General features: G+C 72.2%; 18 protein-coding genes. 10 read left to right on the forward strand and 8 right to left on the reverse strand.

From position 1 onward, the window contains the following. The first annotated feature begins 16 nt into the window (after window positions 1–16). Genes L3078_RS15155 through L3078_RS15165 form a run of 3 tightly spaced genes read left to right on the forward strand, consistent with a single transcriptional unit; the run spans window position 17 to window position 4,154 of the window. Window positions 17–2,149: a dipeptide/oligopeptide/nickel ABC transporter permease/ATP-binding protein gene (locus L3078_RS15155; RefSeq protein WP_239754155.1), complete on the forward strand. Its 2,133-nt coding sequence runs from the start codon at window positions 17–19 to the stop codon at window positions 2,147–2,149. Beyond that, window positions 2,146–3,183, forward strand: a complete 1,038-nt coding sequence (locus L3078_RS15160; RefSeq protein WP_239754156.1) for an oligopeptide/dipeptide ABC transporter ATP-binding protein — start codon at window positions 2,146–2,148, stop codon at window positions 3,181–3,183. The genes L3078_RS15155 and L3078_RS15160 overlap by 4 nt, the downstream gene beginning before the upstream one ends. A gap of 35 nt (window positions 3,184–3,218) precedes the next feature. Further along, window positions 3,219–4,154 (forward strand): dihydrodipicolinate synthase family protein, encoded by a 936-nt coding sequence (locus L3078_RS15165; RefSeq protein ID WP_239754157.1) that lies wholly within the window; start codon window positions 3,219–3,221, stop codon window positions 4,152–4,154. Window positions 4,155–4,176: 22 nt separating this feature from the next. Here L3078_RS15165 and L3078_RS15170 read toward each other — a convergent pair whose 3' ends face one another. The 5 genes from L3078_RS15170 to leuA form a co-directional block, all read right to left on the reverse strand. Continuing rightward, a complete protein-coding gene (locus L3078_RS15170; RefSeq protein ID WP_239754159.1) occupies window positions 4,177–4,857 on the reverse strand; it encodes a response regulator in 681 nt (226 codons plus the stop codon). After that, the gene (locus L3078_RS15175) at window positions 4,854–6,290 is read right to left on the reverse strand and encodes a sensor histidine kinase (protein ID WP_239754160.1); all 1,437 of its coding nucleotides are present in this window, start codon (window positions 6,288–6,290) and stop codon (window positions 4,854–4,856) included. The genes L3078_RS15170 and L3078_RS15175 overlap by 4 nt, the downstream gene beginning before the upstream one ends. Before the next feature lie 75 nt (window positions 6,291–6,365). After that, the gene (locus L3078_RS15180; protein ID WP_239754161.1) at window positions 6,366–8,462 is read right to left on the reverse strand and encodes an MMPL family transporter; all 2,097 of its coding nucleotides are present in this window, start codon (window positions 8,460–8,462) and stop codon (window positions 6,366–6,368) included. A 216-nt stretch (window positions 8,463–8,678) separates the two neighbouring features. Next, a complete protein-coding gene (locus L3078_RS15185) occupies window positions 8,679–9,410 on the reverse strand; it encodes a tellurite resistance TerB family protein (RefSeq protein WP_392314745.1) in 732 nt (243 codons plus the stop codon). 219 nt (window positions 9,411–9,629) lie between these two features. Next, window positions 9,630–11,351: a 2-isopropylmalate synthase gene (leuA, locus tag L3078_RS15190; protein WP_239754162.1), complete on the reverse strand. Its 1,722-nt coding sequence runs from the start codon at window positions 11,349–11,351 to the stop codon at window positions 9,630–9,632. 419 nt (window positions 11,352–11,770) lie between these two features. Between leuA and L3078_RS15195 the strand changes: the two genes are divergently transcribed. From L3078_RS15195 to L3078_RS15215, 5 genes are all read left to right on the forward strand, one after another. Then, complete coding sequence (locus L3078_RS15195; protein ID WP_239754163.1) at window positions 11,771–12,841, forward strand: M4 family metallopeptidase; 1,071 nt, start codon at window positions 11,771–11,773, stop codon at window positions 12,839–12,841. A gap of 59 nt (window positions 12,842–12,900) precedes the next feature. Further along, window positions 12,901–13,167, forward strand: coding sequence for a protealysin inhibitor emfourin (locus tag L3078_RS15200; protein WP_239754164.1), 267 nt, complete (start codon window positions 12,901–12,903; stop codon window positions 13,165–13,167). 88 nt (window positions 13,168–13,255) lie between these two features. Continuing rightward, complete coding sequence (locus L3078_RS15205; protein ID WP_239754165.1) at window positions 13,256–14,590, forward strand: GH1 family beta-glucosidase; 1,335 nt, start codon at window positions 13,256–13,258, stop codon at window positions 14,588–14,590. After that, window positions 14,587–15,840 carry an MFS transporter gene (locus L3078_RS15210; protein WP_239754166.1) on the forward strand — a complete coding sequence of 418 codons (1,254 nt, stop codon included), beginning with the start codon at window positions 14,587–14,589 and terminating at the stop codon, window positions 15,838–15,840. Before L3078_RS15205 ends, L3078_RS15210 begins: the two co-directional genes overlap by 4 nt. Window positions 15,841–16,122: 282 nt before the next feature. Then, window positions 16,123–18,063 (forward strand): protein-arginine deiminase domain-containing protein, encoded by a 1,941-nt coding sequence (locus tag L3078_RS15215; protein ID WP_239754167.1) that lies wholly within the window; start codon window positions 16,123–16,125, stop codon window positions 18,061–18,063. Between the two features lie 68 nt (window positions 18,064–18,131). Here L3078_RS15215 and L3078_RS15220 read toward each other — a convergent pair whose 3' ends face one another. After that, window positions 18,132–18,878 (reverse strand): bleomycin resistance protein, encoded by a 747-nt coding sequence (locus L3078_RS15220; RefSeq protein WP_239754169.1) that lies wholly within the window; start codon window positions 18,876–18,878, stop codon window positions 18,132–18,134. A gap of 92 nt (window positions 18,879–18,970) precedes the next feature. Continuing rightward, window positions 18,971–19,933, reverse strand: a complete 963-nt coding sequence (era, locus tag L3078_RS15225) for a GTPase Era (RefSeq protein ID WP_177261760.1) — start codon at window positions 19,931–19,933, stop codon at window positions 18,971–18,973. 154 nt (window positions 19,934–20,087) lie between these two features. Between era and L3078_RS15230 the strand changes: the two genes are divergently transcribed. After that, on the forward strand, window positions 20,088–21,419 hold the full coding sequence (locus L3078_RS15230; RefSeq protein ID WP_275593144.1) for an ammonium transporter: 1,332 nt from the start codon (window positions 20,088–20,090) through the stop codon (window positions 21,417–21,419). A 3-nt stretch (window positions 21,420–21,422) separates the two neighbouring features. Continuing rightward, window positions 21,423–21,761: a P-II family nitrogen regulator gene (locus L3078_RS15235; protein WP_239754171.1), complete on the forward strand. Its 339-nt coding sequence runs from the start codon at window positions 21,423–21,425 to the stop codon at window positions 21,759–21,761. 71 nt (window positions 21,762–21,832) lie between these two features. Here the strand turns inward: L3078_RS15235 and L3078_RS15240 are convergent, their stop codons facing one another. After that, window positions 21,833–22,309, reverse strand: a complete 477-nt coding sequence (locus tag L3078_RS15240; protein WP_033530065.1) for a hypothetical protein — start codon at window positions 22,307–22,309, stop codon at window positions 21,833–21,835. Window positions 22,310–22,696: the final 387 nt, after the last annotated feature.

Raw genomic sequence — 22,696 nt, forward strand, 5'->3', positions numbered from 1 at the left:
GGGAGCTGATGCCCTGATGTTCGGTCTGATCGTGACCACGCGCAGGCGCCTGACCGAGGTCCTCTCCCGGCCCGGTGTCCGGCCGCGCTCCTGGCGCAGGCTGCCGCCGCTCTCCCGGATCGCGGTCTGCTTCCTGGCGGTCGTGGTGCTCACCGCGCTCCTCGCCCCGTGGCTCGCCCCGCACGACCCGCTCGACCAGCAGGCCCTGGTGGGCGGCACCGGCGCGCCCTCCGCCGACCACTGGATGGGTCAGGACAGCCTCGGCCGGGACATCCTGAGCCGGCTGATGTACGGGGCCCGCTGGTCGCTGGCGATCGGGCTCGGCGCGACCGGGCTGGCCCTGCTCGTGGGGGCCCTGATCGGGGCCGTCGCGGCGACCTCGCGCAAGGCGGTCGACGAGACCCTGATGCGCTGCCTGGACGTGGTCATGGCGTTCCCCGGCATCGCGCTGGCCGCCGTCCTGGTGGCCGTCTTCGGCGGCGGGATCACCGTGCTGATCTGCGCGATCGCGTTCCTGTTCACCCCACCGGTCGCCCGGGTCGTCCGGGCCAACGTCCTCGACCAGTACGGCGAGGACTATGTGACCGCCGAGCGCGTGCTGGGGGCGCGCACCCCGCACATCGTGATCCGGCACGTGGCGATCAACTGCGCCGCCCCGGTGCTGGTGTTCTGCACCGTGCAGGTCGCCGAGGCCATCGTCTTCGAGGCGTCGCTCTCCTTCATCGGCGCGGGCGTACGGCCGCCGGACCCGTCCTGGGGCAGTGTCATCGCGGACGGCAAGAACATGGTGCTGACGGGGGGCTGGTGGGCGACCGTCTTCCCCGGCCTGCTGATGCTGGTCACGGTGCTCTGCCTGAACATCCTCTCCGAGGGCGTCTCCGACGCGTGGGCCGCACCGGCCGCACGGGAGACGGGACCGGCGGGGGAGGACCCTCGGGAGCCGACGGACCTGCCGGAGCGAGGAGAGCGAGCCGACCGATCGGACCCACGGGAGCGAGCAGACCGATCTAACCCACGGGAGCGAGCCGACCGGCTGGTGGCCCCCGGGATCGGCGGCGAGGAGGCCCGCGGCGGCGGCGAGGGGTGGCGCGGCGAGGAGGGGGGCGCGGGGGAGATCTCGGAACTGCCCGGCCTCGCCGAGGCGGCCGTACGGCTGCGCTCGCGGGCCCGCCCCCTCCCCGAGGGTCCGCCGGTGCTGTCCGTGCGGAACCTGGCGATCGGCTTCGACGCACGCCACCGGGGCGTGGACATCGTCGACGGCATCAGCTTCGAGGTCCGCCCCGGTGAGGTCCTGGGCCTGGTCGGCGAGTCGGGCTGCGGCAAGTCGCTGACCGCGTTGACGGTGATGGGCCTGCAGCCGAAGGGCGCCCGGGTGCGCGGCCAGGTGCTGTTCGGTGAGCGGCAGTTGGTGGGCGAGTCGATGCGGGCACGGCGCCGGCTGCTCGGCCACGAGATGGCGATGGTCTACCAGGACGCCCTGTCCTCCCTGAACCCGGCGATGACGATCCGCGCCCAGCTGAAGCAGGTGGTGCGCCGGGGCGGCCGGCGCTCCGCGCCCGAACTGCTGCGCCTGGTCGGCCTGGACCCCGACCGCACCCTGCGCAGCTATCCGCACGAACTCTCCGGCGGCCAGCGCCAGCGCGTCCTCATCGCGATGGCCCTGTCCCGCGACCCCCGGCTGATCGTGGCCGACGAGCCCACCACCGCGCTCGACGTGACCGTCCAGGCGCAGATCATCGAACTGCTGCTGCGGCTGCGCGCGGAACTCGGCTTCGCGCTGATCCTCGTCTCGCACGACCTGGCCCTGGTCGCGGACGTGACCGACCGGGTGGTGGTGATGTACGGCGGGCAGATCGTCGAGACGGGCGTGACGGCGGACCTGGTGGAGCGGCCCGCCCACCCCTACACACGCGGGCTGCTGGGCAGCGTCCTGTCCCTGGAGTCGGCGGCCGAGCGGATGACCCAGATCAGGGGTGTCGTCCCCTCCCCCGCCGACTTCCCGGCGGGCTGCCGCTTCGCCGACCGCTGCCCCCGGGCGAGCGGGGTCTGCCGTACGACGGCCCCCGCCCTGCTGGGCACCCGTACGCACACGGCCGCCTGCCACCACCCGGTGGTGGACCTCATGGACGGCATGGAGGTGACGAGGTGAACGCGCTCGTGGAGGTCTCCGGCGCCCATGTCGTGCACCGGGCGCGCAGCGGCGGGGTGTTCACCCGGGACCGGGTGTACGCCCTGACCGGCGCCGATCTGGTGATCGCGCCCGGGGAGACGGTGGGGGTGGTGGGCGAGTCGGGGTGCGGCAAGTCGACGCTGGCGAAGCTGCTGGTGGGCGTGGACCGCCCGACGGCCGGGACGGTGGCGTTCCGGGGGCGGGACCTGTGGTCCATGCCGCCGGGCGAGCGCCGGTCCACCGTCGGCAGCGGCACCGGCATGATCTTCCAGGACCCGTCGACGGCCCTGAACCGCCGGCTGACGGTCCGCCGCATCCTCCGGGACCCGCTGGATGTGCACCGTCGCGGCACCCCCGCCGAACGGGAGGACCGCGTAAGGGAGTTGATGGCCCTGGTCGGTCTGCCCCCGGCGCTCGCGGACGCGCTGCCCGGACAGCTCTCCGGCGGCCAGCGGCAACGCGTGGCGATCGCCCGGGCGTTGGCGCTCGACCCGGAGCTGGTGGTGGCGGACGAGCCGACGAGCGCGCTGGACGTCTCGGTCCGGGCCCAGATCCTCAACCTGCTGCTGGACCTCAGGGAACGCCTCGGCCTCGCGCTGGTGTTCGTCTCGCACGACATCCAGACGGTACGGCGGATGAGCGACCGGGTGATCACCATGTATCTGGGCCGGATCGTGGAGGAGACCCCGGCGGCCCTGGTCACCGGCCGCGCCCGGCACCCGTACACCCGGGCCCTGTTCTCGGCCACGCCCGGACTGCTGGACCCGATCGATCCGATCCCCCTGGTGGGCCCCGTCCCGTCGGCGACCCGGCCGCCGAGCGGCTGCCCGTTCCGCACCCGCTGCTGGAAGGCGGACGACGTCTGCGCGGAGATCATGCCGGACTTCGCGGCCGCGTCGGCCCCCGGACACCGCTTCCGCTGCCACCATCCTGTGCAGGAGACGGACTCGACGCGGGACCTGGTCACCCAGGCGGTGGCCGCGTCCGCGTCGGACTCCGTCCGCGATGCCTAGCGATACCCAGCGATGTCCAGCACCAGGGAGCCGCCATGACCTTCCCCGCCCCGCTGACCGGTGTCATCCCGCCCGTCTGCACGCCCCTGACACCGGACCGCGAGGTCGACGTCCCGTCGCTGGTGCGGCTGGTCGACCATCTCGTGGCGGGCGGTGTGGACGCGCTGTTCGTGCTCGGTTCGTCGTCGGAGGCGGCGTTCCTGACGGACGCGCAGCGGCGCGTCGTCGTGGAGACGGTGGTCGGTCACGTCGGCGGGCAGCTCCCCGTCCTCGCCGGGGCCATCGACATGACCACGCCGCGCGTCCTGGACCACGTCCGTGCCGTGACCGCCGCCGGCGCGCAAGCCGTCGTGGCGACCGCCCCGTTCTACACGCGCACCCACCCGGCGGAGATCTCCCGCCACTACCGGCTGCTCGCCGCGGGCTCCCCCGTCCCCGTCTTCGCCTACGACATCCCGGTCGCCGTGCACACCGGGCTGCCCGCCGACGTGGTCCTGGAGCTGGCGGCGGACGGCGTCCTCGCCGGCCTGAAGGACTCCAGCGGCGACCTGGCCGGGTTCCGCGGGGTCGTCACCGGTGTCCGCACCGACCCCGCCGTCACCGGCTTCAGCGCCCTCACCGGCTCCGAACTGCTCGTCGACGCCGCGCTCGCCCTGGGCGCCGACGGCGCGGTGCCGGGCTTGGCGAACGTCGACCCCGCCGGCTACGTCCGCCTCCACCGCCACTTCCGCGCCGGTGACCTGGAGCGGGCCCGCGCCGAACAGGAGCGCCTGTGCGCCCTCTTCGCCATGGTCGGCGTCGGAGACCCGGCACGCATGGGCGGCTCCTCCTCCGCCCTCGGCGCCTTCAAGGCGGCCCTGCACCTGCGCGGCGTCATCGCCTGCCCGGCCACGGCCCACCCCCAGATCCCCCTGTCGGAGGCGGAGACCGAACAGGTCGGCAAGTACCTGGCAGCGGTGGGCCTGCTCTGAAATTCCCCGGGCCCGCCGGGGATCAGACCGCTCCCGGAGTCACCATCCCCGACTCGTAGGCCACGATCACCAGCTGGGCGCGGTCCCGGGCGCCCAGCTTGCCCATGATGCGGCTGACATGGGTCTTGGCGGTCAACGGGCTGAGGCCCAGGGCGTCGGCGATCTCGGTGTTGTTGAGGCCGCGCGCCACGAGCGTGAGGACCTCCTTCTCCCGGTCGGAGAGACAGTCGGGGCCGCCGTCGGGCAGGGCGCTCGGCGTGGTGGGCCCACGCAGCAGCCGGGCGATCACCCGGGCCGTGGGGCCCGGGGAGAGGAGGGCCTCGCCGGCGGCCACCGTACGGATGGCGTCGAGGAGTTCCGCCGGCCGCGTGTCCTTGACGAGGAATCCGGAGGCACCGGCCCGCAGTGCCTCCACGACGTCCTCGTCCGTGTCGTAGGTGGTGAGCACCAGCACGCGTACGCCCGCGAGGTCCTCGTCCGCCGCGATGAGCCGGGTGGCCTCGATGCCGTCGAGGTCGGGCATGCGCAGGTCCATGACGACCAGGTCGGCCCGCGCGGTGCGCGCCAGCTCCACCGCCTCCCGACCCGTCCCCGCCTGCCCCACCACGTGCATGTCCCGCGCCGAATCCACGAGCATGGCGAAGGCGGCACGCACGAGCGTCTGGTCGTCGGCGAGGAGGACGCGGATCGTACGGTCGCTCATCGGGCCGCCTTTCGCTCGGGGGAGGTGCCGGAGGCGCCGGGGACGCCAGGGGCACCGGGAACGCTGCGGGCGTCGGGAACGCCGGGTGCGCCGGGTCCGAGTGCGCCACCGGCACCACCGCCACCATCCCCAGCACCGCGACCACCGGCGGCCGCGTGCCGTGCCCCCGCCCCGCCGAGCGGCAGCACCGCCTCCACCTCGAAGCCGCCGTCCGCCCGCGGCCCGGCCTCCACCGTGCCGCCGACGCTGCGGGCCCGCTCACGCATGCCGAGGATCCCGAAGCCGGGCCCGGTGGGTCCCACCCCCGCATCAGGCGTCCGCCCCGCTCCCCCTCCCCCCACCCCGTCGTCCGTCACCCGTACCCGGAGCACGCCCTCCCCGGCCCGCAGCTCCACCCGTATCGTCAAGTCCGCTCCCCCGTGCCGTACGGCGTTGGTCAGGGCCTCCTGCACGATCCGGTAGGCGGCGGCCCCCACCCCCGGCGGCACCCCGTCCGCCGTGACCGTGACCTCGACGCGGGCACCCGCCGAGCGGGCCGCGCCGACGAGATCGGAGAGGCCGTCGAGGCCCGGCAGGGGGCCACGCACCCCGACACCGGTGTGCGCGAACTCGGACTCGCGCAACACCTCCAGCGTGCCGCGCAGTTCACCGCGGGCGGTCCGGCAGGTCTCGGCGATGTCGTCCAGGGCCTTGGCGACGGCGGCGCGGTCGAGGCGGTCGGGGTCGGCGGCCAGGACGTGCGCGGCGACGGAGGTCTGCACACCGACGAGCGTGATGCTGTGGGCGAGCAGGTCGTGCAGGTCGCGAGCGATGCGCAGCCGCTCCTCCGCGACCCTGCGCCGCGCCTCCTCCTCCCGGGTGCGTTCGGCCCGCTCGGCGCGTTCGACGACGGAGTCGACGTACTGGCGGTGCACCCGGACGTACCCGCCGAAGACGAGGACGGAGACGATCCAGCCGGAGATCCGCAGGAACTCCGGGATCTGGTGGGGGGTGAACAGCGCGTTGACGGCCAGGGTGAGCGCCACGACGGCGGCGCCGTTGAGCAGCGTGCGGCGGGCCGTGCCGCTCACCGCGACCGTGTAGAGCGCGAGCATGGCCGGGGCCACGGCAGCCGGGTGGTTGTAGTCGAGCGCGTGGTACGGGGCGACGACGGCCACCAGCGCCCAGAGCGCGAGCACGGGCCGGCGTCGGCGCCAGACCAGGGGCACGTGGACCGCCAGGAGCAGGGCGAAGCCCGGCGGGTCCGGCACCCGCCCGTCCCCGGTGACCGCCGTGGCGGTCACACAGTCGAAGACGGCCAGGGCGGCCGCGAGGTACGCGTCGTACCGCAGGGCGGTGCTCCCGCCGGCCGTACGCAGCCGTTCCACCAACGCCGGCCACACCGCGCCCACCCCGGTGGCCCCCGCCCTGTCCGTGCTCGTGCTCCCCGTCACGGGCTCATCCTCCGTCAGAGGGGCGCCCCTCTGGGAGGGAGGGGCGCCCGGGTCGTCGATACCGGCCGTCGACCGTCAGCCGACCGCCACCCGCTCCCGGTCCGGGGACTCCCCCGGGGGCCGCACGGCACGCGCCGGCTCTCGGGACAGCCGTCCGGGCCACCAGACCTTTCGTCGCAGCGCCACGCTCGCGCTGGTCACGAGGTAGGTCCGGACGAGGAAGGTGTCGAGGAGGACGCCGACGGCGATGACGAAGCCCAGCTGGACGAGTTGGACGAGGCCCATGTTCAGCAGCACGGCGAAGGTCGCGGCCAGGACCAGCCCGGCGGAGGCGATGACCCCGCCGGTGATGCGGAGCGCGGTGAGCGCGGCGGCGGCCGGTTCGGCGCCGGCCAGGGACTCCTCGCGCATCCGGTGCATGAGGAAGATGCCGTAGTCGACACCGAGGGCGACGAGGAAGACGAAGGAGAGCAGTCCGAGCCCCGGGTCGGTCCCCTCGAACCCGAACACCGGCCCGAAGAGCAGTCCGCCGATGCCGAGCGAGGCGGCCCACACGGCGACCACGGCGACGACGAGCAGCAGCGGCGCGACCAGGCTGCGCAGCAGGGCGACGAGGATGAGCAGCACGGACACGAGCACGATCGGCACGACGACCAGCCGGTCCCGGGCGTTGGTGTCCTTCAGGTCGAGCTCTTCGGCGCTGGGCCCGCCGACGTAGGACTCCGGCAGTGCGTCCCGCAGCGACTTGATGGTGGCGGTCTCGGCGGCCGACTGCGGCGCGCTCCGCGCGATGACGGAGATCTCGGTCCAGCCGCCGCCGGTGCGGCCCCGTTCGACCGCCGCGACCCCCCGCTGCTTCTCGATCGCGGTGATCGTGGCGTCGGCCCGCGCGTCCGGGGTGATGACGGAGATCGGCTGGGTGCCCTGCCCGGGGAAGGCCCGTCCCAGGGTCTCCATGGCGGCGACCGACTCGGGCTTGTCGACGAAGGAGTCCTCCTGCTTCAGGGATCCGGGCAGGTTGAGCGTGCCGAGCGCGAGCGCGCCCAGCAGGACGGCACCGCCCGCGAGCACGGTCAGCGGGCGCCGCCCGGCGGAGGACCCCATCGCGGAGAACAGGCTCCGGCGCTGCTTGGGCTCGCTGCCGTACGCCGGGACGAGCGGCCAGAACACCCGCCGCCCCAGCAGGACGAGGAGGGCCGGGAGCAGGGTGAGCATGGCGAGGAGGGCGCACAGGACACCCACCGTGCCGAGGGGGCCCATGCCCCGGCTGCTGTTGAGGTCGGCGGCCAGCAGGCACAGCAGCCCGGCGGCGACCGTCCCGGAGGAGGCGAGCACGGCGGGCCCGCAGCCGCGCAGGGCGACCCGCATCGCCTCGTAGGGCCGCTCGATACGGCGGAGTTCCTCGCGGTAGCGGGAGACGAGCAGGAGGGCGTAGTCGGTGCCCGCGCCGAAGACGAGGATCGTCATCACGCCCGAGCTCTGCCCGGACACGGTCGTCCCGAAGGCCTGGTTGAGCCCGTAGGCGACGCCCATGGACATGAAGTCGGCGATACCGGCGACGACCAGCGGCACCAGCCACAGCACCGGGCTGCGGTAGATGATGATCAGCAGGACGGCGACGACGGCGACGGTGGTGTAGAGCAGCGGCCCGCCGAGCGCGTCGTAGACCTTGCCCGCGTCGGTGGCGAGGGCCCCGGGCCCGCCCACCTCGACGGTCATCCCTCCCTCGCTGTGGGCGACCGCGCGTACCCGCTCGACGAAGGCGTCCCGGAGCTTCTCGTCGGGGCCCGGCCCGTTGCTCGCGACCGGGTACATGAGGGTGGTCCCGTCCTCCGACGGCACGCCCTCCGGTTCGGCGGCCAACCGGTCCCGCTCACGGATCTCGGCGACCTGCCGCTCGGCGGCGCCCCGGTCGGCGGCCGTCAGCCCTCCGTCGCGGTGGTACACCAGCACCAGTTCGGTGGTCTCGCCGCCGGGCAGCCGGTCCTCGATCTTCGCCACCTGCGTGGAATCCGCGCTCGCCGGCAGATAGTCCACGGCCCGGTCGTTCTGCACCTCCGACAGCTTCGCCGCGAACGGCGCGACCACGGCGAGCAGCACCACCCACAACCCGAGCACCAGCCAGGGCACGGCTCGCCGCCGCGTACGTACCTTCGTCTCTGCGGGCCCCATGGCGGGGTCCCCCCTCCCTCTACGGGCCTTGCCGGACGTCACCAGACTTCCGGTGCGGGAGGGCCGATTCGTCGCGCGTGAGGGCGAGTTGAGCGGTACTGCCGGGGGCGGTCCGGCGGCCGTACTACTCCCCGGGGAGTACGCCCGGCGCGTGGTCAGGGGGCGCGGTCGGTCCGGCGGTCGAGGACCTCGCGGTGCCGTCGGGGAACGGCCTGGCTACGACGGGGTCCGGGCCGTGGCGAGGAGGCGGGTGACGTCGTCCGCGCAGATGGTGAGGGCCGCGCCCACCGTGGCCAGCGCGTCCCGTTCCGCCGGGGTGTACGGCCCGTCGGCCAGGGCGATGCGCGCGCCCTGGAGCAGGATCGCCTCGCGGCCGGTCGGGGCGAGGTGCGGTGCCAGCGGGTCCAGGGCCTCGTGGAGCTCTATGGCCAGCCCGGGGCCGCAGGGCGCGCCGTGGACGCGGCCCGTGTCGGCGGCCAGGGCTTCCACCAGGGCGCCGAGCTGGTCCTCCGTGCAGTCGTCGAACCCGGCGGCGCGGACGGCGGAGGCGGCGACGGTCAGCGAGGGGCGGGAGCAGGTGCCGCCGGCCGCGAGGACGGCGAGGGCGACCGTGTGGACGGCGTCGCGGAGCATCGCGGAGAAGCGGGTGGTGGTGGGGTGGTCGAGGACGTCGACGGCGTAGTGGTGGCGGCAGGCCGCGCATTCGACCACGGGCCCGGTCTCGCCGCGGGGCAGGACGGGGACGCCGAGGAGGGTGAAGCGGCGGCGCCCGGTGAGGCGCTGGTAGTTGCGGTCGCCTCCGCAGCCGGGGCAGAAGAACTCGCCGTCACCGACACCCGTCCACGCGATCCGGGTGCCCAGCACCCGCGAGAGGCCGGTGGCACGGCTGGTCCGCCCGTCCCGGGCGAGCGCGGCGGCACGGCCGATCGGGTCCCGTCCTGGCAGCACGTCGCACCTCCGTAACTCCCCCACACACGGCCCCATGGGCGCGGGAAGTGCCCCCTCGGCATCATCGCCGCGCTTGCGTGATGTTAGCCACATCGGTGAGGCGCAGTCAGTACTCCGGACGAGGCCTACCCGCGACCTGCACAGGGTTTGGCCGGTAAACGACGGGCCCCGCCCGCCGGAATTCGGCGAACGGGGCGTTCAAACCGCCGGTCAGGCTGGTCAGCGGGTAGCGCGGTTGACGGCGGAGACGACCGCCTTCAGCGACGCACGCGTCGTGTTCGCGTCGATCCCGATGCCCCACAGGACCTTGTCCTCGATGGCGACCTCGATGTACGAGGCGGCCTGCGCGGAGGCGCCCTCGCTCATCGTGTGCTCCTGGTAGTCCAGCAGGCGGGCGTCGATGCCGATGCCCTGCAGCGCGTGGAAGAACGCGGAGATCGGGCCGTTGCCGGTGCCGACCAGGGTGGTCTCCACGCCGTCGACCTCGGCCTCCACGGTCAGCGTGTCCACGCCGTCCTTGTCGGTGGTCGACTGGTTGGCGCGGACCTGGACCCGGCCCCACGGGTTGTCGGGGTTCGGCAGGTACTCGTCCTGGAAGACCGCCCAGATGTCGGAGCCGGTGACCTCGCCGCCCTCGGCGTCCGTCTTCGCCTGGATCAGCTTCGAGAACTCGATCTGCATGCGGCGCGGCAGGTCCAGCTTGTGGTCGTTCTTCAGGACGTAGGCGATACCGCCCTTGCCGGACTGCGAGTTGACCCGGATGACGGCCTCGTAGGACCGGCCGACGTCCTTGGGGTCGATCGGCAGGTACGGGACGGCCCACTCGATGTCGTCGACCGTCTTGCCCTGCTCCTTCGCGGACGCCTCCATGGCGTCGAAGCCCTTCTTGATGGCGTCCTGGTGGGAGCCGGAGAAGGACGTGTAGACCAGGTCGCCCACGTACGGGTGGCGCGGGTGGACCTCCATCTGGTTGCAGTACTCCCACGTGCGACGGATCTCGTCGATGTCGGAGAAGTCGATCTGCGGGTCGACGCCCTGCGAGAACAGGTTCATGCCCAGGGTGACCAGGTCGACGTTGCCGGTGCGCTCGCCCTGCCCGAACAGACAGCCCTCGACGCGGTCGGCGCCGGCCATCAGGGCCAGTTCGGCGGCGGCGACGGCCGTACCGCGGTCGTTGTGCGGGTGGACCGAGATGCAGACGTGCTCGCGGCGGGAGATGTTGCGGCCCATCCACTCGAAGCGGTCCGCGTGCGTGGACGGGGTCGAACGCTCCACCGTGGCGGGCAGGTTGAGGATGATCTCGCGGCCCGGGCCGGGCTGCCAGACGTCCATGACCGCCTCGCAGACCTCCAGCGCGAAGTCCAGCTCGGTGTCGGTGAAGATCTCGGGGCTGTACTGGTAGCCGAACTCGGTCTCGGGGCCCAGCAGCTTCTCCGCGTACTCCATCACCAGCCGCGTACCGTCCACGGCGATCTGCTTGATGTCGTCCTTGGAGCCGCGGAAGACGACCCGGCGGAAGACGGGGGCGGTGGCGTTGTACAGGTGGACGGTCGCCCGCTTGGCGCCCTTCAGCGACTCCACGGTCCGCTCGATCAGGTCCTCACGGGCCTGGGTCAGTACGGAGATGGTGACGTCGTCCGGGATGACACCGGGCTCCTCGATGATCGACCGTACGAAGTCGAAGTCCGTCTGTCCCGACGCGGGGAAGCCGACCTCGATCTCCTTGTAGCCCATTTTGACCAGCTGGTCGAACATCCGGCGCTTGCGCTCGGGCGACATCGGGTCGATCAGGGACTGGTTGCCGTCGCGCAGGTCGGTGGAGAGCCAGCGGGGGGCGACGGTGATCCGGTTGTTCGGCCACGTGCGGTCGGGGATGTCGACCTGCTCGTACTGCCCGTACTTGTGGATCGGCATGGACGTGGGCTGCTGGCGGTTCGCCATGATGCGTGGGCTCCTCGATGGTCCGGCCACTGCCGGGAAGGACGGCCGACGACACAACGCCAAAGCACCGCGGGGAGGGGGTCGGCCTCTAGTACAGGCCCTCGCCGCGGCAGCTAAGGAGAAGCAGCCCGAAACGCATGATGCGCAGCAGCGTAGCCGAGCCGTTCCTGCCGTGCGGGGTCGTATCAGTATGCGGGACCAGGGAACCTATCTGGACAAAAGGTGCGCAAGACCACACCGGGTACGGGCAGCGCCCCGCCAGGGGCGCGGGGAACTGCGCGAGAAGCCCCACCGCACGCGCACCCCGCACTCAACCCTCAGTAACACGGCGATGACGAATCGCAACCCATACGGCGACATTTCACCAATCATGGTTGCCCCCAGTGACAGTCCCCCAACGGAGTGCAATCGTGCGGGACATGACCACCAACGGGGGCCACGAGCCCGTCTTCTGCACAGTCGTCCCACCCCACGTCCTCGACAAGCTCTCCCAGGCCGAGGACCCGGTGCTCGCCGGCGCCGCGCGCAAAACCCTGGAGCGCGACGCCCTCGAACGCACCCACCGCCGCCTGACCACGGTCCTCGGCGCCCCGAGCATCACCGGACCCGTCGGCGCCGAGGCAGGCACACCGCACCGCACGATCCACGACGCCCGCCACGGCACGGACCTGCCCGGCAGGAAGGTCCGCGGCGAGGGCGACGCGCCCGGCAAGGACGCCACGGTCAACCGCGCGTACGCCGGCCTGGGCGCCACCTACGAACTGTTCTGGAAGTCCTTCGCCCGCGACTCCATCGACGGCGACGGCCTGCCGCTGAACGCGACCGTGCACTACGAGCGCGACTACAACAACGCCTTCTGGAACGGCGAACAAATGGTGTTCGGCGACGGGGACGGCGAGATCTTCCTCGACTTCACCATCCCGATCGACGTCATCGGCCACGAACTCAGCCACGGCGTCACCCAGTACACGGCGAACCTCACGTACTTCGGCCAGCCGGGCGCGCTCAACGAGTCGATGTCGGACGTCTTCGGCGCCCTCATCAAGCAGTACACGCTCGGCCAGACCGCCGCGGAGGCGGACTGGCTGATCGGCGCCGGCCTGCTCGCGCCCCGCGTCACGGGCGTCGCGCTCCGCTCGATGAAGGCCCCGGGCACGGCGTACGACGACGACGTCCTCGGCAAGGACCCGCAGCCGGCGACCATGGACGACTTCGTCCGCACCGGCCGCGACAACGGCGGCGTGCACATCAACTCCGGTATCCCCAACCACGCGTTCTACCTCGTGGCCACCGCGCTCGGCGGCCACGCCTGGGAGCGGGCCGGACAGATCTGGTACGACGTCCTCACCGGCGGCCAACTGGACAAGCAGGCCCTGTTCGTCGACTTCGCCACGCTCACCGTCAAGGCCGCGAAGGACCGCTACGGCCAGGGCGACGAGCTGACGGCGGTGCTGAAGGCCTGGGAGCAGGTGGGCGTACGGACGCTGTAGGGGAGCACGGCGGCGGGGCGGTGCTGCGCCTCGGCCCCGTTCCGTACTACACATGACGCATGCGTATCGAAGTGCGGCGCACGGGCGGTTTCGCGGGCATCGAGCGGCACGCGGTGGTGGACACCGCCGGACGGCCCGATGCCCAGGAATGGCACACCCTGGCCGAGCGGGCCCTGACCGCCGGCCGGGGCTCACCGCCGCTCGGGGTGCCGGACGGTTTCTCGTACGAGATCACGGTGGACGGCCGGACCGTGCACTGCGCGGACCCCCGGCTGTCCGAGGCGCAGCGCGAGCTGATCGGAAGGGTGCTCAAGGAGGGGGCGTGAGCAGCCCGTCAGGGGTACCGGGGGCGCGTAACGGGCACTTCACCCTCGGGCGTTGACTTCCGTTACCCGTGGTACGGATGATCCGCCCATGGCGACGAACGCGACCAACCCGATACCCCAGTTCCCGGCAGGCTTCCTGTGGGGCGTCTCGACCTCCGCGCATCAGATCGAGGGGGCCGCGGGCGAGCGCGAGCCGTCCGTGTGGGACGCCTTCTCCGCCGAGCCGGGCCGGATCAAGGACGGCTCGACGGCGGCGGTGGCCTGCGACCACTTCCACCGCTACCCGGAGGACGTGGCCCTCCTGCGCGACCTGGGTGTCGGCGCGTACCGCTTCTCGATCTCCTGGCCCCGGGTGAACACCCCGAACGGGCTGGACTTCTACGACCGTCTGGTGGACGAGCTGATCGGCGCCGGCGTGCGCCCCGTCCCGACCCTCTTCCACTGGGACCTGCCGTCGTCGCTGGCGGAGAGCGGCGGCTGGCTGAACCGGGACACGGCCGAGCGGTTCGCCGAGTACGCCGCCGTCGTGGCCGCCCGGCTCGGCGACCGCGTCAGCAAGTGGATCACCATCAACGAGCCCGCCGAGCACACTCTGCTGGGCCACGCCCTCGGCACCCACGCGCCCGGCAAGCAGCTGATGTTCGACGCGCTCCCGGCTGCCCACCACCAGCTGTTGGGCCACGGCCTCGCCGTACGGGCCCTGCGCGCGGCGGGAGTCACGGACGTCGGCATCGCCAACTCGCACGGGCCGACGTGGGCGGCGTCGGAGGAACAGGCGGACCTGGAGGCGGCGGGCTTCTACGACCTGCTCCTCAACCGCCTCTTCGCGGAGCCGATCCTGCTGGGCGAATACCCGGAGGGGCTCGGCGAGTTGATGCCGGGCACGGACATCGGCTCCGACCTGAAGATCATCTCCGAGCCGATCGACTGGTACGGCGTCAACTACTACGCGCCGACCCGGGTCGGCGCCCCCGAAGGGGAGGACATCGAGTTCGGCGGGGTCTCCATCCCGGCCGAACTCCCCTTCACGGTCAAGCAGATCGAGAACGTCCCGACCACCGACTTCGGCTGGCCGGTGGTCCCCGAGGGCCTCACCGAACTCCTCACCACCTTCCGCGACCGCTACGGCGACCGGCTGCCGCCCGTGGTCATCACCGAGAACGGCTGCTCCTACGAGGGCCTCGACGACCAGGAGCGCATCGCCTACCTCGACGGCCATGTGCGCGCCCTGCACGCGGCGTCCGAGGCGGGCGTCGACCTCCGCGGCTACTTCGTGTGGTCCCTGCTCGACAACTTCGAGTGGGCCGAGGGGTACGCGCGCCGGTTCGGCCTGGTCCACGTGGACTACGAGACGCTGGAGCGGACCCCGAAGGCGTCGTACGCCTGGTACCGGGACCTGCTGCGGGCGCAGAGCAGAGGATGACGACGACCCGGACGGCGGACGCCCTCGCCGAGCCCTCGGAACGGGTGGGCGGGGGCTGGACCTCCGCCCTGGCGCTGGCCAACGGGGCGATCTGGGTGGGCTGGTACGGCCCGCTGCAGATCCTGCTGGCCTCGCAGGCGGAGGACTTCGCGCCCGGCGCGGGCATGTCGAAGGAGTCGGTGCTGGCGTGGGTGACCGGCGCCGGAGCGGTCGTCTCGCTGCTGGCCACGCCGCTGTTCGGGGCGCTGTCGGACCGGACGACGTCCCGCTGGGGCCGCCGTACGCCGTGGATCGTGGTGGGGTCGGCGGGCGGGGCGGTGTCGCTGCTGCTGCTCGGGGGCGCGGGCGGGCTGTGGACCATGGTGGCCGGCTGGTGTCTGGTGCAGCTCACCCTGAACGCGTCCTGGGCGGCGGTCACGGCGGCGGTCCCGGACCAGGTGCCCCGGCTCCAACGAGGCTCGGTGGGCGGCTGGTTGGGCGCGGCGCAGATCCTGGGCGTGGTCGGCGGCACCGGGCTGGCGACGCTCGGCGGGGGTGTCGGCGCGGGGTACGCGGCGTGCGCGGTGTTCACGCTGGTGGGCGTGTTGCCGTACGTGCTGGGCCACCGGGATCCCCGGCTGCCGGCGGCGGCCCGCCCGGTGTGGTCGTGGCGGGGGTTCCTGGCGGGCTTCTGGCTGAGCCCGCGGCGCCATCCGGACTTCGCGTGGGCCTGGCTGACGCGCTTCCTGATCAATCTCGCCAACAGCATCGGGCTGCTCTACCTGCTGTTCTACCTGCGGGACCGGGTCGGGTACCCCGACCCGGAGGAGGGCGTGCTGATCCTCACCGTGGTGAACGCCTCGACGCTGCTGGCGACGGTGGTGGTCTCCGGGGTGTGGTCGGACCGGGTGGGGCGGCGCAAGCCGTTCGTGTACTGGTCGGGGCTGCTGATGGCGGCCGCGACCGGCCTCATCGCGCTCTGGCCGACCTGGCCCGGCACGATCGTCGCCGCCGCCCTGCTCGGCCTGGGCTTCGGCGTGTTCACCTCGGTCGACTTCGCCCTGATGACCGATGTCCTCCCGGCGGCCCTCGACCGGGGCAAGGACCTCGGCGTCATCAACGTGGCCAACGCCCTGCCCCAGGTCGCCGCTCCTGTCCTGGCGGCCCCGATCGTGACGCACGCCGGCGGCTACCGGGCGCTGTACCTGGTGGCGGCGGTGATCGGGCTGGCGGGGGCGGTGCTGGTGGGGCGGATACGGGGCGTGGAGTAGCTCGAGTGCCGCCCGCGGCGCGGGCCTGGAGCGGTACGCGCGCCGCTCGCGGCGTGGACGGGGAGTGGTACACGCGCCGCTCGCGGCGTGGACGACGCGCCCGGCCGGCGCCGTTCACACCCGGCGTGCGGCAGATCACGTCTTTCACAGCGGGCGCACAGACAACGGTTTCGCGCTTTCCTCCGTCTTCAGTGCTGACCACGCTCGCCGCCGAAGGGACGCTCTGTGCCTACGCGTTCAACCAGACCCACCCGAACCCGCCCCGCACGGCAGGCGATAGCCGTGCTGGCGGTGTCCGGCACGCTCCTCGCGACGCCGTCGCTGGCGCTGCCCTCGGCGTTCGCCGCCGGGGCGCCCCCGACCGATCTGCGCGTGGACACGAACCGCGACGGCAAGGTCGACGTCACCGGTACCACCGACACCTCCGGCGAGAACGGCTGGACCGTCGCCCGCGGCGCCCTGATGCTGCCCAACATCGACGACGACACCCGTCGTTGCCCGGCCACCGGCCCCAAGGGCAAGCCGCTCTCGGACGCCAAGCTGGCCGCCTGCAACGACGCCTCCGACACCAAGGTGAACGGCACCGCCGACGCCGCCGACCTGGCCCGCGTCCGCTCCGTGCCGATGGCGAGCGTCCCCGCCGGGGCGCAGGGCACCGTGAAGGTCACGGCGGGCGCCGCGCAGAGCCGCGTGTTCGTCAAGCGGGGCACGAAGTGGGAGCCCGTCACCGGCAAGACGCGCCTGTCACGGGCCGAGTTGAAGGCGGGCGTCGAGTTCGGCGTGGAGGCCCGCGACGTCATCCGGGACACCGCGAAGTGGGACGGGACGGCCCGGGTCCGGCTGACCGTGAAGTCCTCCAAGGGCACGACCGCCGACTCCGTCACCCTGCGCGTGGCCCCGCTCCTGACCCACCACCACCTGCAGAACGCCCAGCAGTTGCTGGTCACCAAGATCTCCGGCGGCAACTACGGCAAGCTCAACGCCGCCTTCCGCAAGGGCCTGGACAAGGCCGCCAAGGACGCCGGTATCACCCAGCCGACGGTGAACTTCACCAAGTACGGGGACATCTGGGCGCAGGACTTCGTCGAGCCCGCGTACGTCAGCATGACCGGCGCGAACGGCAAGCGGCAGGCCATGCGGGTGATGCTGCGCTCCGCCCAGCTGGACCGGGAGTCCGGCCGGGAGCTGTTCGAGAAGATGCGCGGCCCGAACATCGGTGCCGTGCAGGTGACGGGCGCGAAGGACTCGGAGGAGTGGACGCTCAACTCCATGGGCAACCTGGAGACCATTCCGCCGTACGCCCACGGTGACCGCTCCTTCCCGGCGGGCCGGATCATCATGGGGCAGCGCCCGGACGTCGGCTCCAAGCCGGCGAAGGTGATGCGGACGTTCCTGAAGTCGCAGGGCATGCAGGACCCGCTGTTCCTCGACACGTCCTGGCTGCACGTGGGCCACGTCGACGAGTTCGTGCAGTTCCTGCCCGCCGACACCCCGCGCGGCTGGAAGATCGCGATCGCGGACCCCGAGGCGGGGCTCAAGCTGCTGCGCGACGCGAAGGCGGCGGGCCACGGCTCGACGAAGATGTTCTCCCTGAAGCTCGGCCCCACGGAGACCATCGACAAGGCCCTCGCCTCCAAGACCCTGGTCTCCGACAACAACCTCGCCACCCGCAAGATCGAGGCGAACCTCGCGGTGCTCAAGCGCGAGACGGGCGTCACGGACGCCGAGGTCGTCCGGGTCCCGGCCCTCTACACCCAGGGCACGGAGCAGGTCGGCGAGACCCAGGCGGACGGCGACGACAAGACGCGTCTCCCCCGTCTGACCCGTCTCGGCGCCGGCGCCGAACTCCCGGACGTGACACGGGACTACGGCCAGCAGCGCCGCCTCGACGACACGACGGCGGACCAGGGCTCGAAGGGCCGGGAGGGCTTCGGTGCCGCCTCCCCCGCGGCGCCCGCGCCGCCGGTGATGACCAGCGCGTACGTCCCGGGCGCGGTCAACGGCATCGTGCTCAGCCGCACGCACTACCTGGCTCCGCGCCAGTGGGGCCCGGTCATCGGCGGCAAGGACATCTTCGGCGAGGCGGTCACGGCCGCGTACACGAGCGCCGGCATGAAGGTGTCGTACCTGGACGACTGGGAGACGTACCACCTCGGCATGGGCGAGATCCACTGCGGCACGAACACCCTGCGGAACACCTCCGCTGCCTGGTGGACGCGCTGACACCGGCCACCGCCGGATCCCGCACGACCTGACGGCCGCCGCCCCGGAACACCGGGGCGGCGGCTTTCTCATGCCCGCTCCCGGCCCCGCAGGTCCTCCAGCCGTACGAGGCTGTCCCGGACCTCCTCCCGCTCCTCGTCGGTGAGCGGCACCGCCCCGGCGCGCCGGATCGCGTCCGCCGCCGTCTCCTCGTCGCCCGTGCGGGCGGCGACATCGGCGCGCAGCACGAGCAGCCGCACCAGCTGCGACGCCGTGGGGGCCGGTCCGTCCGATCCATCCGGTCCGTCCGGTCCGTCCGTCTCCGGCCCGAGCACCCGGTCGATGACCTTCGCCGCGGCCGCCGGGTCGTCCCGGGAGTCGGCCAGCAGGGAGGCGTGGTGCAGGGCCCGCGCGTAGGTCTCCCGTGGGGCGGGCCGGTGGTGCTGGTCCTCGCTCGTCGGCTGCCCCACCCGGACGCAGTTGCCGCCCGGATCGGTCATCAGGAACTGCCGCATGCCGTACGACATGTCCTTCAGCGGCCCGATGCGGGGCAGCCCCCGCGTCGGCACGCGCCCGTACGCCCGTTTGAGGCCCGCCCGGAACGCGGCGTACAGGCCGTCGACGTCGTCGGTGACCACGTAACAGGTACTGACCGAGGCGGTCGGCTCGTACGTCTTCAGCCCGAAGAACTGCAGCTCGACGCCGCCGCGTTCCACCACGGCGTACGGGTTGGGGCTGCGCTGCTCGAAGGTGACCTCGAAGCCGAGGGCCGTGTAGAAGTCGAGGAGCGGCTCGAGGCTCTGACAGGGAAGGATCGGAATCGTCTTCTCGCCCATACCCCTAAGCTAGTCAAACTTGACCAGAGAGGCGACCGTTTAAAGGGCGACCGTGTGCACGGTCGCCCTTCGCACGGCGTCTCGCCGCCCCCTCAGAACCCCAGCTTCCGCAGCTGGCGCGGATCCCGCTGCCAGTCCTTCGCCACCTTCACATGGAGGTCGAGGAAGACCGGCGTACCGAGCAGCGCCTCGATCTGCTTGCGCGACTTGATGCCGACCTCCTTCAGGCGCTTGCCCTTGGGGCCGATGATGATGCCCTTCTGGCTGGGGCGCTCGATGTAGACGAAGGCGTGGATGTCGAGGAGCGGCTTGTCGGCGGGGCGGTCCTCGCGGGGGAGCATCTCCTCGACGACGACGGCGATGGAGTGCGGCAGCTCGTCGCGGACACCCTCCAGGGCCGCCTCGCGGATCAGCTCGGCGATCATGACCTGCTCGGGCTCGTCGGTGAGGTCGCCCTCGGGGTAGAGGGCCGGGCCCTCCGGGAGGAGGGGGACGAGCAGGTCGGCCAGAAGGTCCACCTGCTTGTCGGCGACCGCCGAGACGGGCACGATCTCGGCCCACTCGAAGCCCAGCTCCTTGCCCAGCTGGTCGATGGCGATGAGCTGCTCGGCGAGGGCCTTGCTGTCCACCAGGTCGGTCTTGGTGACGATCGCGATCTTCGGCGTCTTCTTGATGGACGCCAGTTCCTTGGCGATGAACCGGTCACCCGGGCCGAGCTTCTCGTTCGCGGGCAGACAGAAGCCGATGACGTCGACCTCGGCCCACGTCGTGCGGACCACGTCGTTGAGCCGCTCGCCCAGCAGGGTGCGCGGCTTGTGCAGCCCCGGGGTGTCGACCAGGATCAGCTGCGCGTCGGGCCGGTGCACGATGCCCCGGACGGTGTGCCGCGTGGTCTGCGGCTGATTCGCCGTGATCGCCACCTTCTGGCCGACCAGAGCGTTCGTGAGGGTGGACTTGCCCGCGTTGGGGCGGCCCACGAAGCAGGCGAAGCCGGCGCGGTGGGCGGCCTCGGCCGGCTGCTCGGATGACTGGGTACGGACGCTCATGGCGCCCATTCTCCCTGATCCCCGGAGCCCCGCCGCACCCGGCACGGACCGTGAGCTTTCCGAAACCCTCACGCAACGAAACGTCACGGAAACACACCTGTACGCGTCCGGAAACGCACGCCGATCACCCTCTGACGAGCCCCCGCACCCGTTGGAGTCCACCGTGCCCACCGTGCCCCTGGCCGCGCCTCTCGCCGCACCGGCCGTCGACACCGGCGACACCGCCTGGCTGCTCGCCGCCACCGCCCTGGTCCTGCTGATGACCCCGGGCCTCGCCCTCTTCTACGGCGGCATGGTCCGCACGAAGAGCGTCCTCAACATGCTGATGATGAGCTTCGTCTCGATCGCGCTGGTCACCGTCGTGTGGCTGGCCGCCGGATACTCGCTCGCGTTCGGCGACGACGCCTTCGGCGGGCTCATCGGCGGCCTCGACCACCTCGGGATGAGCGGGATCGGTCCCGCGAGCGTCCACGGCACCGTCCCGACCGTCCTGTTCGCCACCTTCCAGCTGACCTTCGCGATCATCACGGCCGCGCTGATCAGCGGTGCGATCGCCGACCGCGCGAAGTTCGGGGCGTGGCTGGTCTTCGTGCCGGTGTGGGCGCTGCTCGTATACGTTCCGGTCGCCCACTGGGTGTGGGGGCCGGGCGGCTGGATCCTGAGCGACCTCGGTGCCCTGGACTTCGCGGGCGGTCTGCCGGTGGAGGTGACCTCGGGCGCCTCCGGACTGGCCCTCTGCCTGGTCCTCGGCCCCCGTCTGGGCTTCAAGAAGGACGCGATGCGCCCGCACAACCTGCCGATGGTCATGCTGGGCGCGGGTCTGCTCTGGTTCGGCTGGTTCGGCTTCAACGCCGGCTCCGCGCTCGGCGCCAACGGCCTGGCCGCCGCCGCGTTCCTCAACACCCTCGCCGCCGGCTGCACCGGTCTGCTCGGCTGGCTCTTCGTCGAGCAGCGGCGCGACGGCCACCCGACGACGCTGGGCGCGGCCTCCGGCGCGGTCGCGGGCCTGGTCGCCATCACCCCGTCCTGCGGCTCGGTCTCGCTGCTCGGCGCGCTGGTCATCGGCCTGGCCGCCGGTGTCGTCTGCTCCTACGCCGTCGGCTGGAAGTTCAGGCTGAACTACGACGACTCGCTCGACGTGGTCGGCGTCCACCTGGTCGGCGGGGTCATCGGCACGGTCCTGATCGGCGTCTTCGCCACCCGCTCGCTGACCGGCGGCGCCGAGGGGCTGCTGTACGGCGGCGGTCTCGCCCAGCTCGGCAAGCAAGTGGTGGCAGTGGTCGTCGTCGGGGCGTACGCGTTCCTCGTGACGTACGGCATCGGGAAACTGATCGACAAGGTGCTGGGCTTCCGCGCGGAGGAGGAGCACGAGCACACGGGTCTGGACCTTACGGTGCACGCCGAGACGGCATACGATCACGGCGTCCTGGGCCACGGCGCCCCGGTCGGCGCGTCCGTTCCGTCCACGTCCCCCACGCAGAAGGCCAAGGCTTAAGGCATGAAGCTCATCACCGCGATCGTGAAGCCGTACCGCCTCGACGCGGTCAAGACCGCACTCCAGGAGATGGGTGTGGACGGTCTGACCGTCAGCGAGGCCAGCGGCTACGGCCGGCAGCGCGGCCACACCGAGGTGTACCGGGGTGCCGAGTACCAGGTCGACCTCGTCCCCAAGGTGCGGATCGAGATCGTCGTCGAGGACGCGGTGTCCGACGACGTCATCGACACCATCGTCAAGGCCGCCCAGACCGGCAAGATCGGCGACGGCAAGGTGTGGGCCCTGCCGGTGGAGACGGTGGTACGGGTCCGGACGGGCGAGCGGGGTCCCGACGCGCTCTGAGACGGGGGAACCGAACAGGAGGGGTGGTGCGGCCGGCGGGCGGCACCACCCCTCACTCATGGGCGCTCGGCTCAGTCGAAGACGAACGGACCCGGCGACTGCGGTCCGCTCGCCGTGCAGGTCACGGTGATGCCGAAGACCACCATCTGCAGGGAGCCGCCGTACGCCTCCAGGCTGTCGCCGGGGGCGACGGTGCCGGTGAGCGGGCCCACCACCATGCCGTCACCGGCGGCCAGGGCCGGGTTCTCGGTGCCGGTGAAGGCCGTCGTGCCGCCGCCCGCCTTGACGAAGGTGAGCGTGGACTGGATGGAGTCCTCGGCGAGGGCGATCGGTGCGGTGATCTCCTCGGAGGTGAGGGTGACCGTGGCGGTCGTACCGCTCTGCGTGGCCGTGAGCGTGGCCGCGCCGGCGCCGCCGATGGTGCAGCTGGCGTTGATGGTCGCGGTCTCGGGGGTGACCGCGAGGGCGGTCGGCGCGAACGCGAGTCCGGTGACGGCCAGCGTCCCTGCGGCGAGCGCCGAGCCGACTCCGAGTCGTATGCGTCTCATCGTGCGAATTCCCTTCCCTGGTACGGGAGGTGCACGGGGCCTGGGGGAGCCCCGTACGTCCCGGTACGGGCGTTGCCATGTGGGGGTGTGCAATGCGCGGCCGCGCGGCGGAATGTGACGGTCCGCCAAGAGAACGGCTCCATTGAGACGTGCGCGGGGCGAGATTGCAAGACATGCTCCGGTGGTTGCGGCAAGGGTCGGCGAAAGTGGCCGAACCCGATCGCCGACGGGGCCGGCCGGCTGTGCGCCGAGGTGGCGGCGGGCGCCGATCTGTCCCGCGCCGCACGGTTTCGCCGGTGGAGAGGGCCGGGTGTCCACTCGCCCGCGCAAGATTTTCACGCAGCTCGGCGGGCTGTTACCGGCCGTAACACTATGCCGCGAGCGCCC

Origin of the sequence: Streptomyces deccanensis (assembly GCF_022385335.1) — a bacterium.
In the GTDB taxonomy this organism is placed as follows: domain Bacteria; phylum Actinomycetota; class Actinomycetes; order Streptomycetales; family Streptomycetaceae; genus Streptomyces; species Streptomyces deccanensis.

Excerpts from the sequence above, each read along its gene's own strand:
- L3078_RS15155 (WP_239754155.1), top strand. The coding sequence starts at position 17 with ATGTTCGGTCTGATCGTGACCACGCGCAGGCGCCTGACCGAGGTCCTC.
- L3078_RS15165 (WP_239754157.1), top strand. The coding sequence starts at position 3,219 with ATGACCTTCCCCGCCCCGCTGACCGGTGTCATCCCGCCCGTCTGCACG.
- L3078_RS15170 (WP_239754159.1), bottom strand. The coding sequence starts at position 4,857 with ATGAGCGACCGTACGATCCGCGTCCTCCTCGCCGACGACCAGACGCTC.
- L3078_RS15180 (WP_239754161.1), bottom strand. The coding sequence starts at position 8,462 with ATGGGGCCCGCAGAGACGAAGGTACGTACGCGGCGGCGAGCCGTGCCC.
- leuA (WP_239754162.1), bottom strand. The coding sequence starts at position 11,351 with ATGGCGAACCGCCAGCAGCCCACGTCCATGCCGATCCACAAGTACGGG.
- L3078_RS15195 (WP_239754163.1), top strand. The coding sequence starts at position 11,771 with ATGACCACCAACGGGGGCCACGAGCCCGTCTTCTGCACAGTCGTCCCA.
- L3078_RS15200 (WP_239754164.1), top strand. The coding sequence starts at position 12,901 with ATGCGTATCGAAGTGCGGCGCACGGGCGGTTTCGCGGGCATCGAGCGG.
- L3078_RS15205 (WP_239754165.1), top strand. The coding sequence starts at position 13,256 with ATGGCGACGAACGCGACCAACCCGATACCCCAGTTCCCGGCAGGCTTC.
- L3078_RS15210 (WP_239754166.1), top strand. The coding sequence starts at position 14,587 with ATGACGACGACCCGGACGGCGGACGCCCTCGCCGAGCCCTCGGAACGG.
- L3078_RS15220 (WP_239754169.1), bottom strand. The coding sequence starts at position 18,878 with ATGGGCGAGAAGACGATTCCGATCCTTCCCTGTCAGAGCCTCGAGCCG.
- era (WP_177261760.1), bottom strand. The coding sequence starts at position 19,933 with ATGGGCGCCATGAGCGTCCGTACCCAGTCATCCGAGCAGCCGGCCGAG.
- L3078_RS15235 (WP_239754171.1), top strand. The coding sequence starts at position 21,423 with ATGAAGCTCATCACCGCGATCGTGAAGCCGTACCGCCTCGACGCGGTC.
- L3078_RS15240 (WP_033530065.1), bottom strand. The coding sequence starts at position 22,309 with ATGAGACGCATACGACTCGGAGTCGGCTCGGCGCTCGCCGCAGGGACG.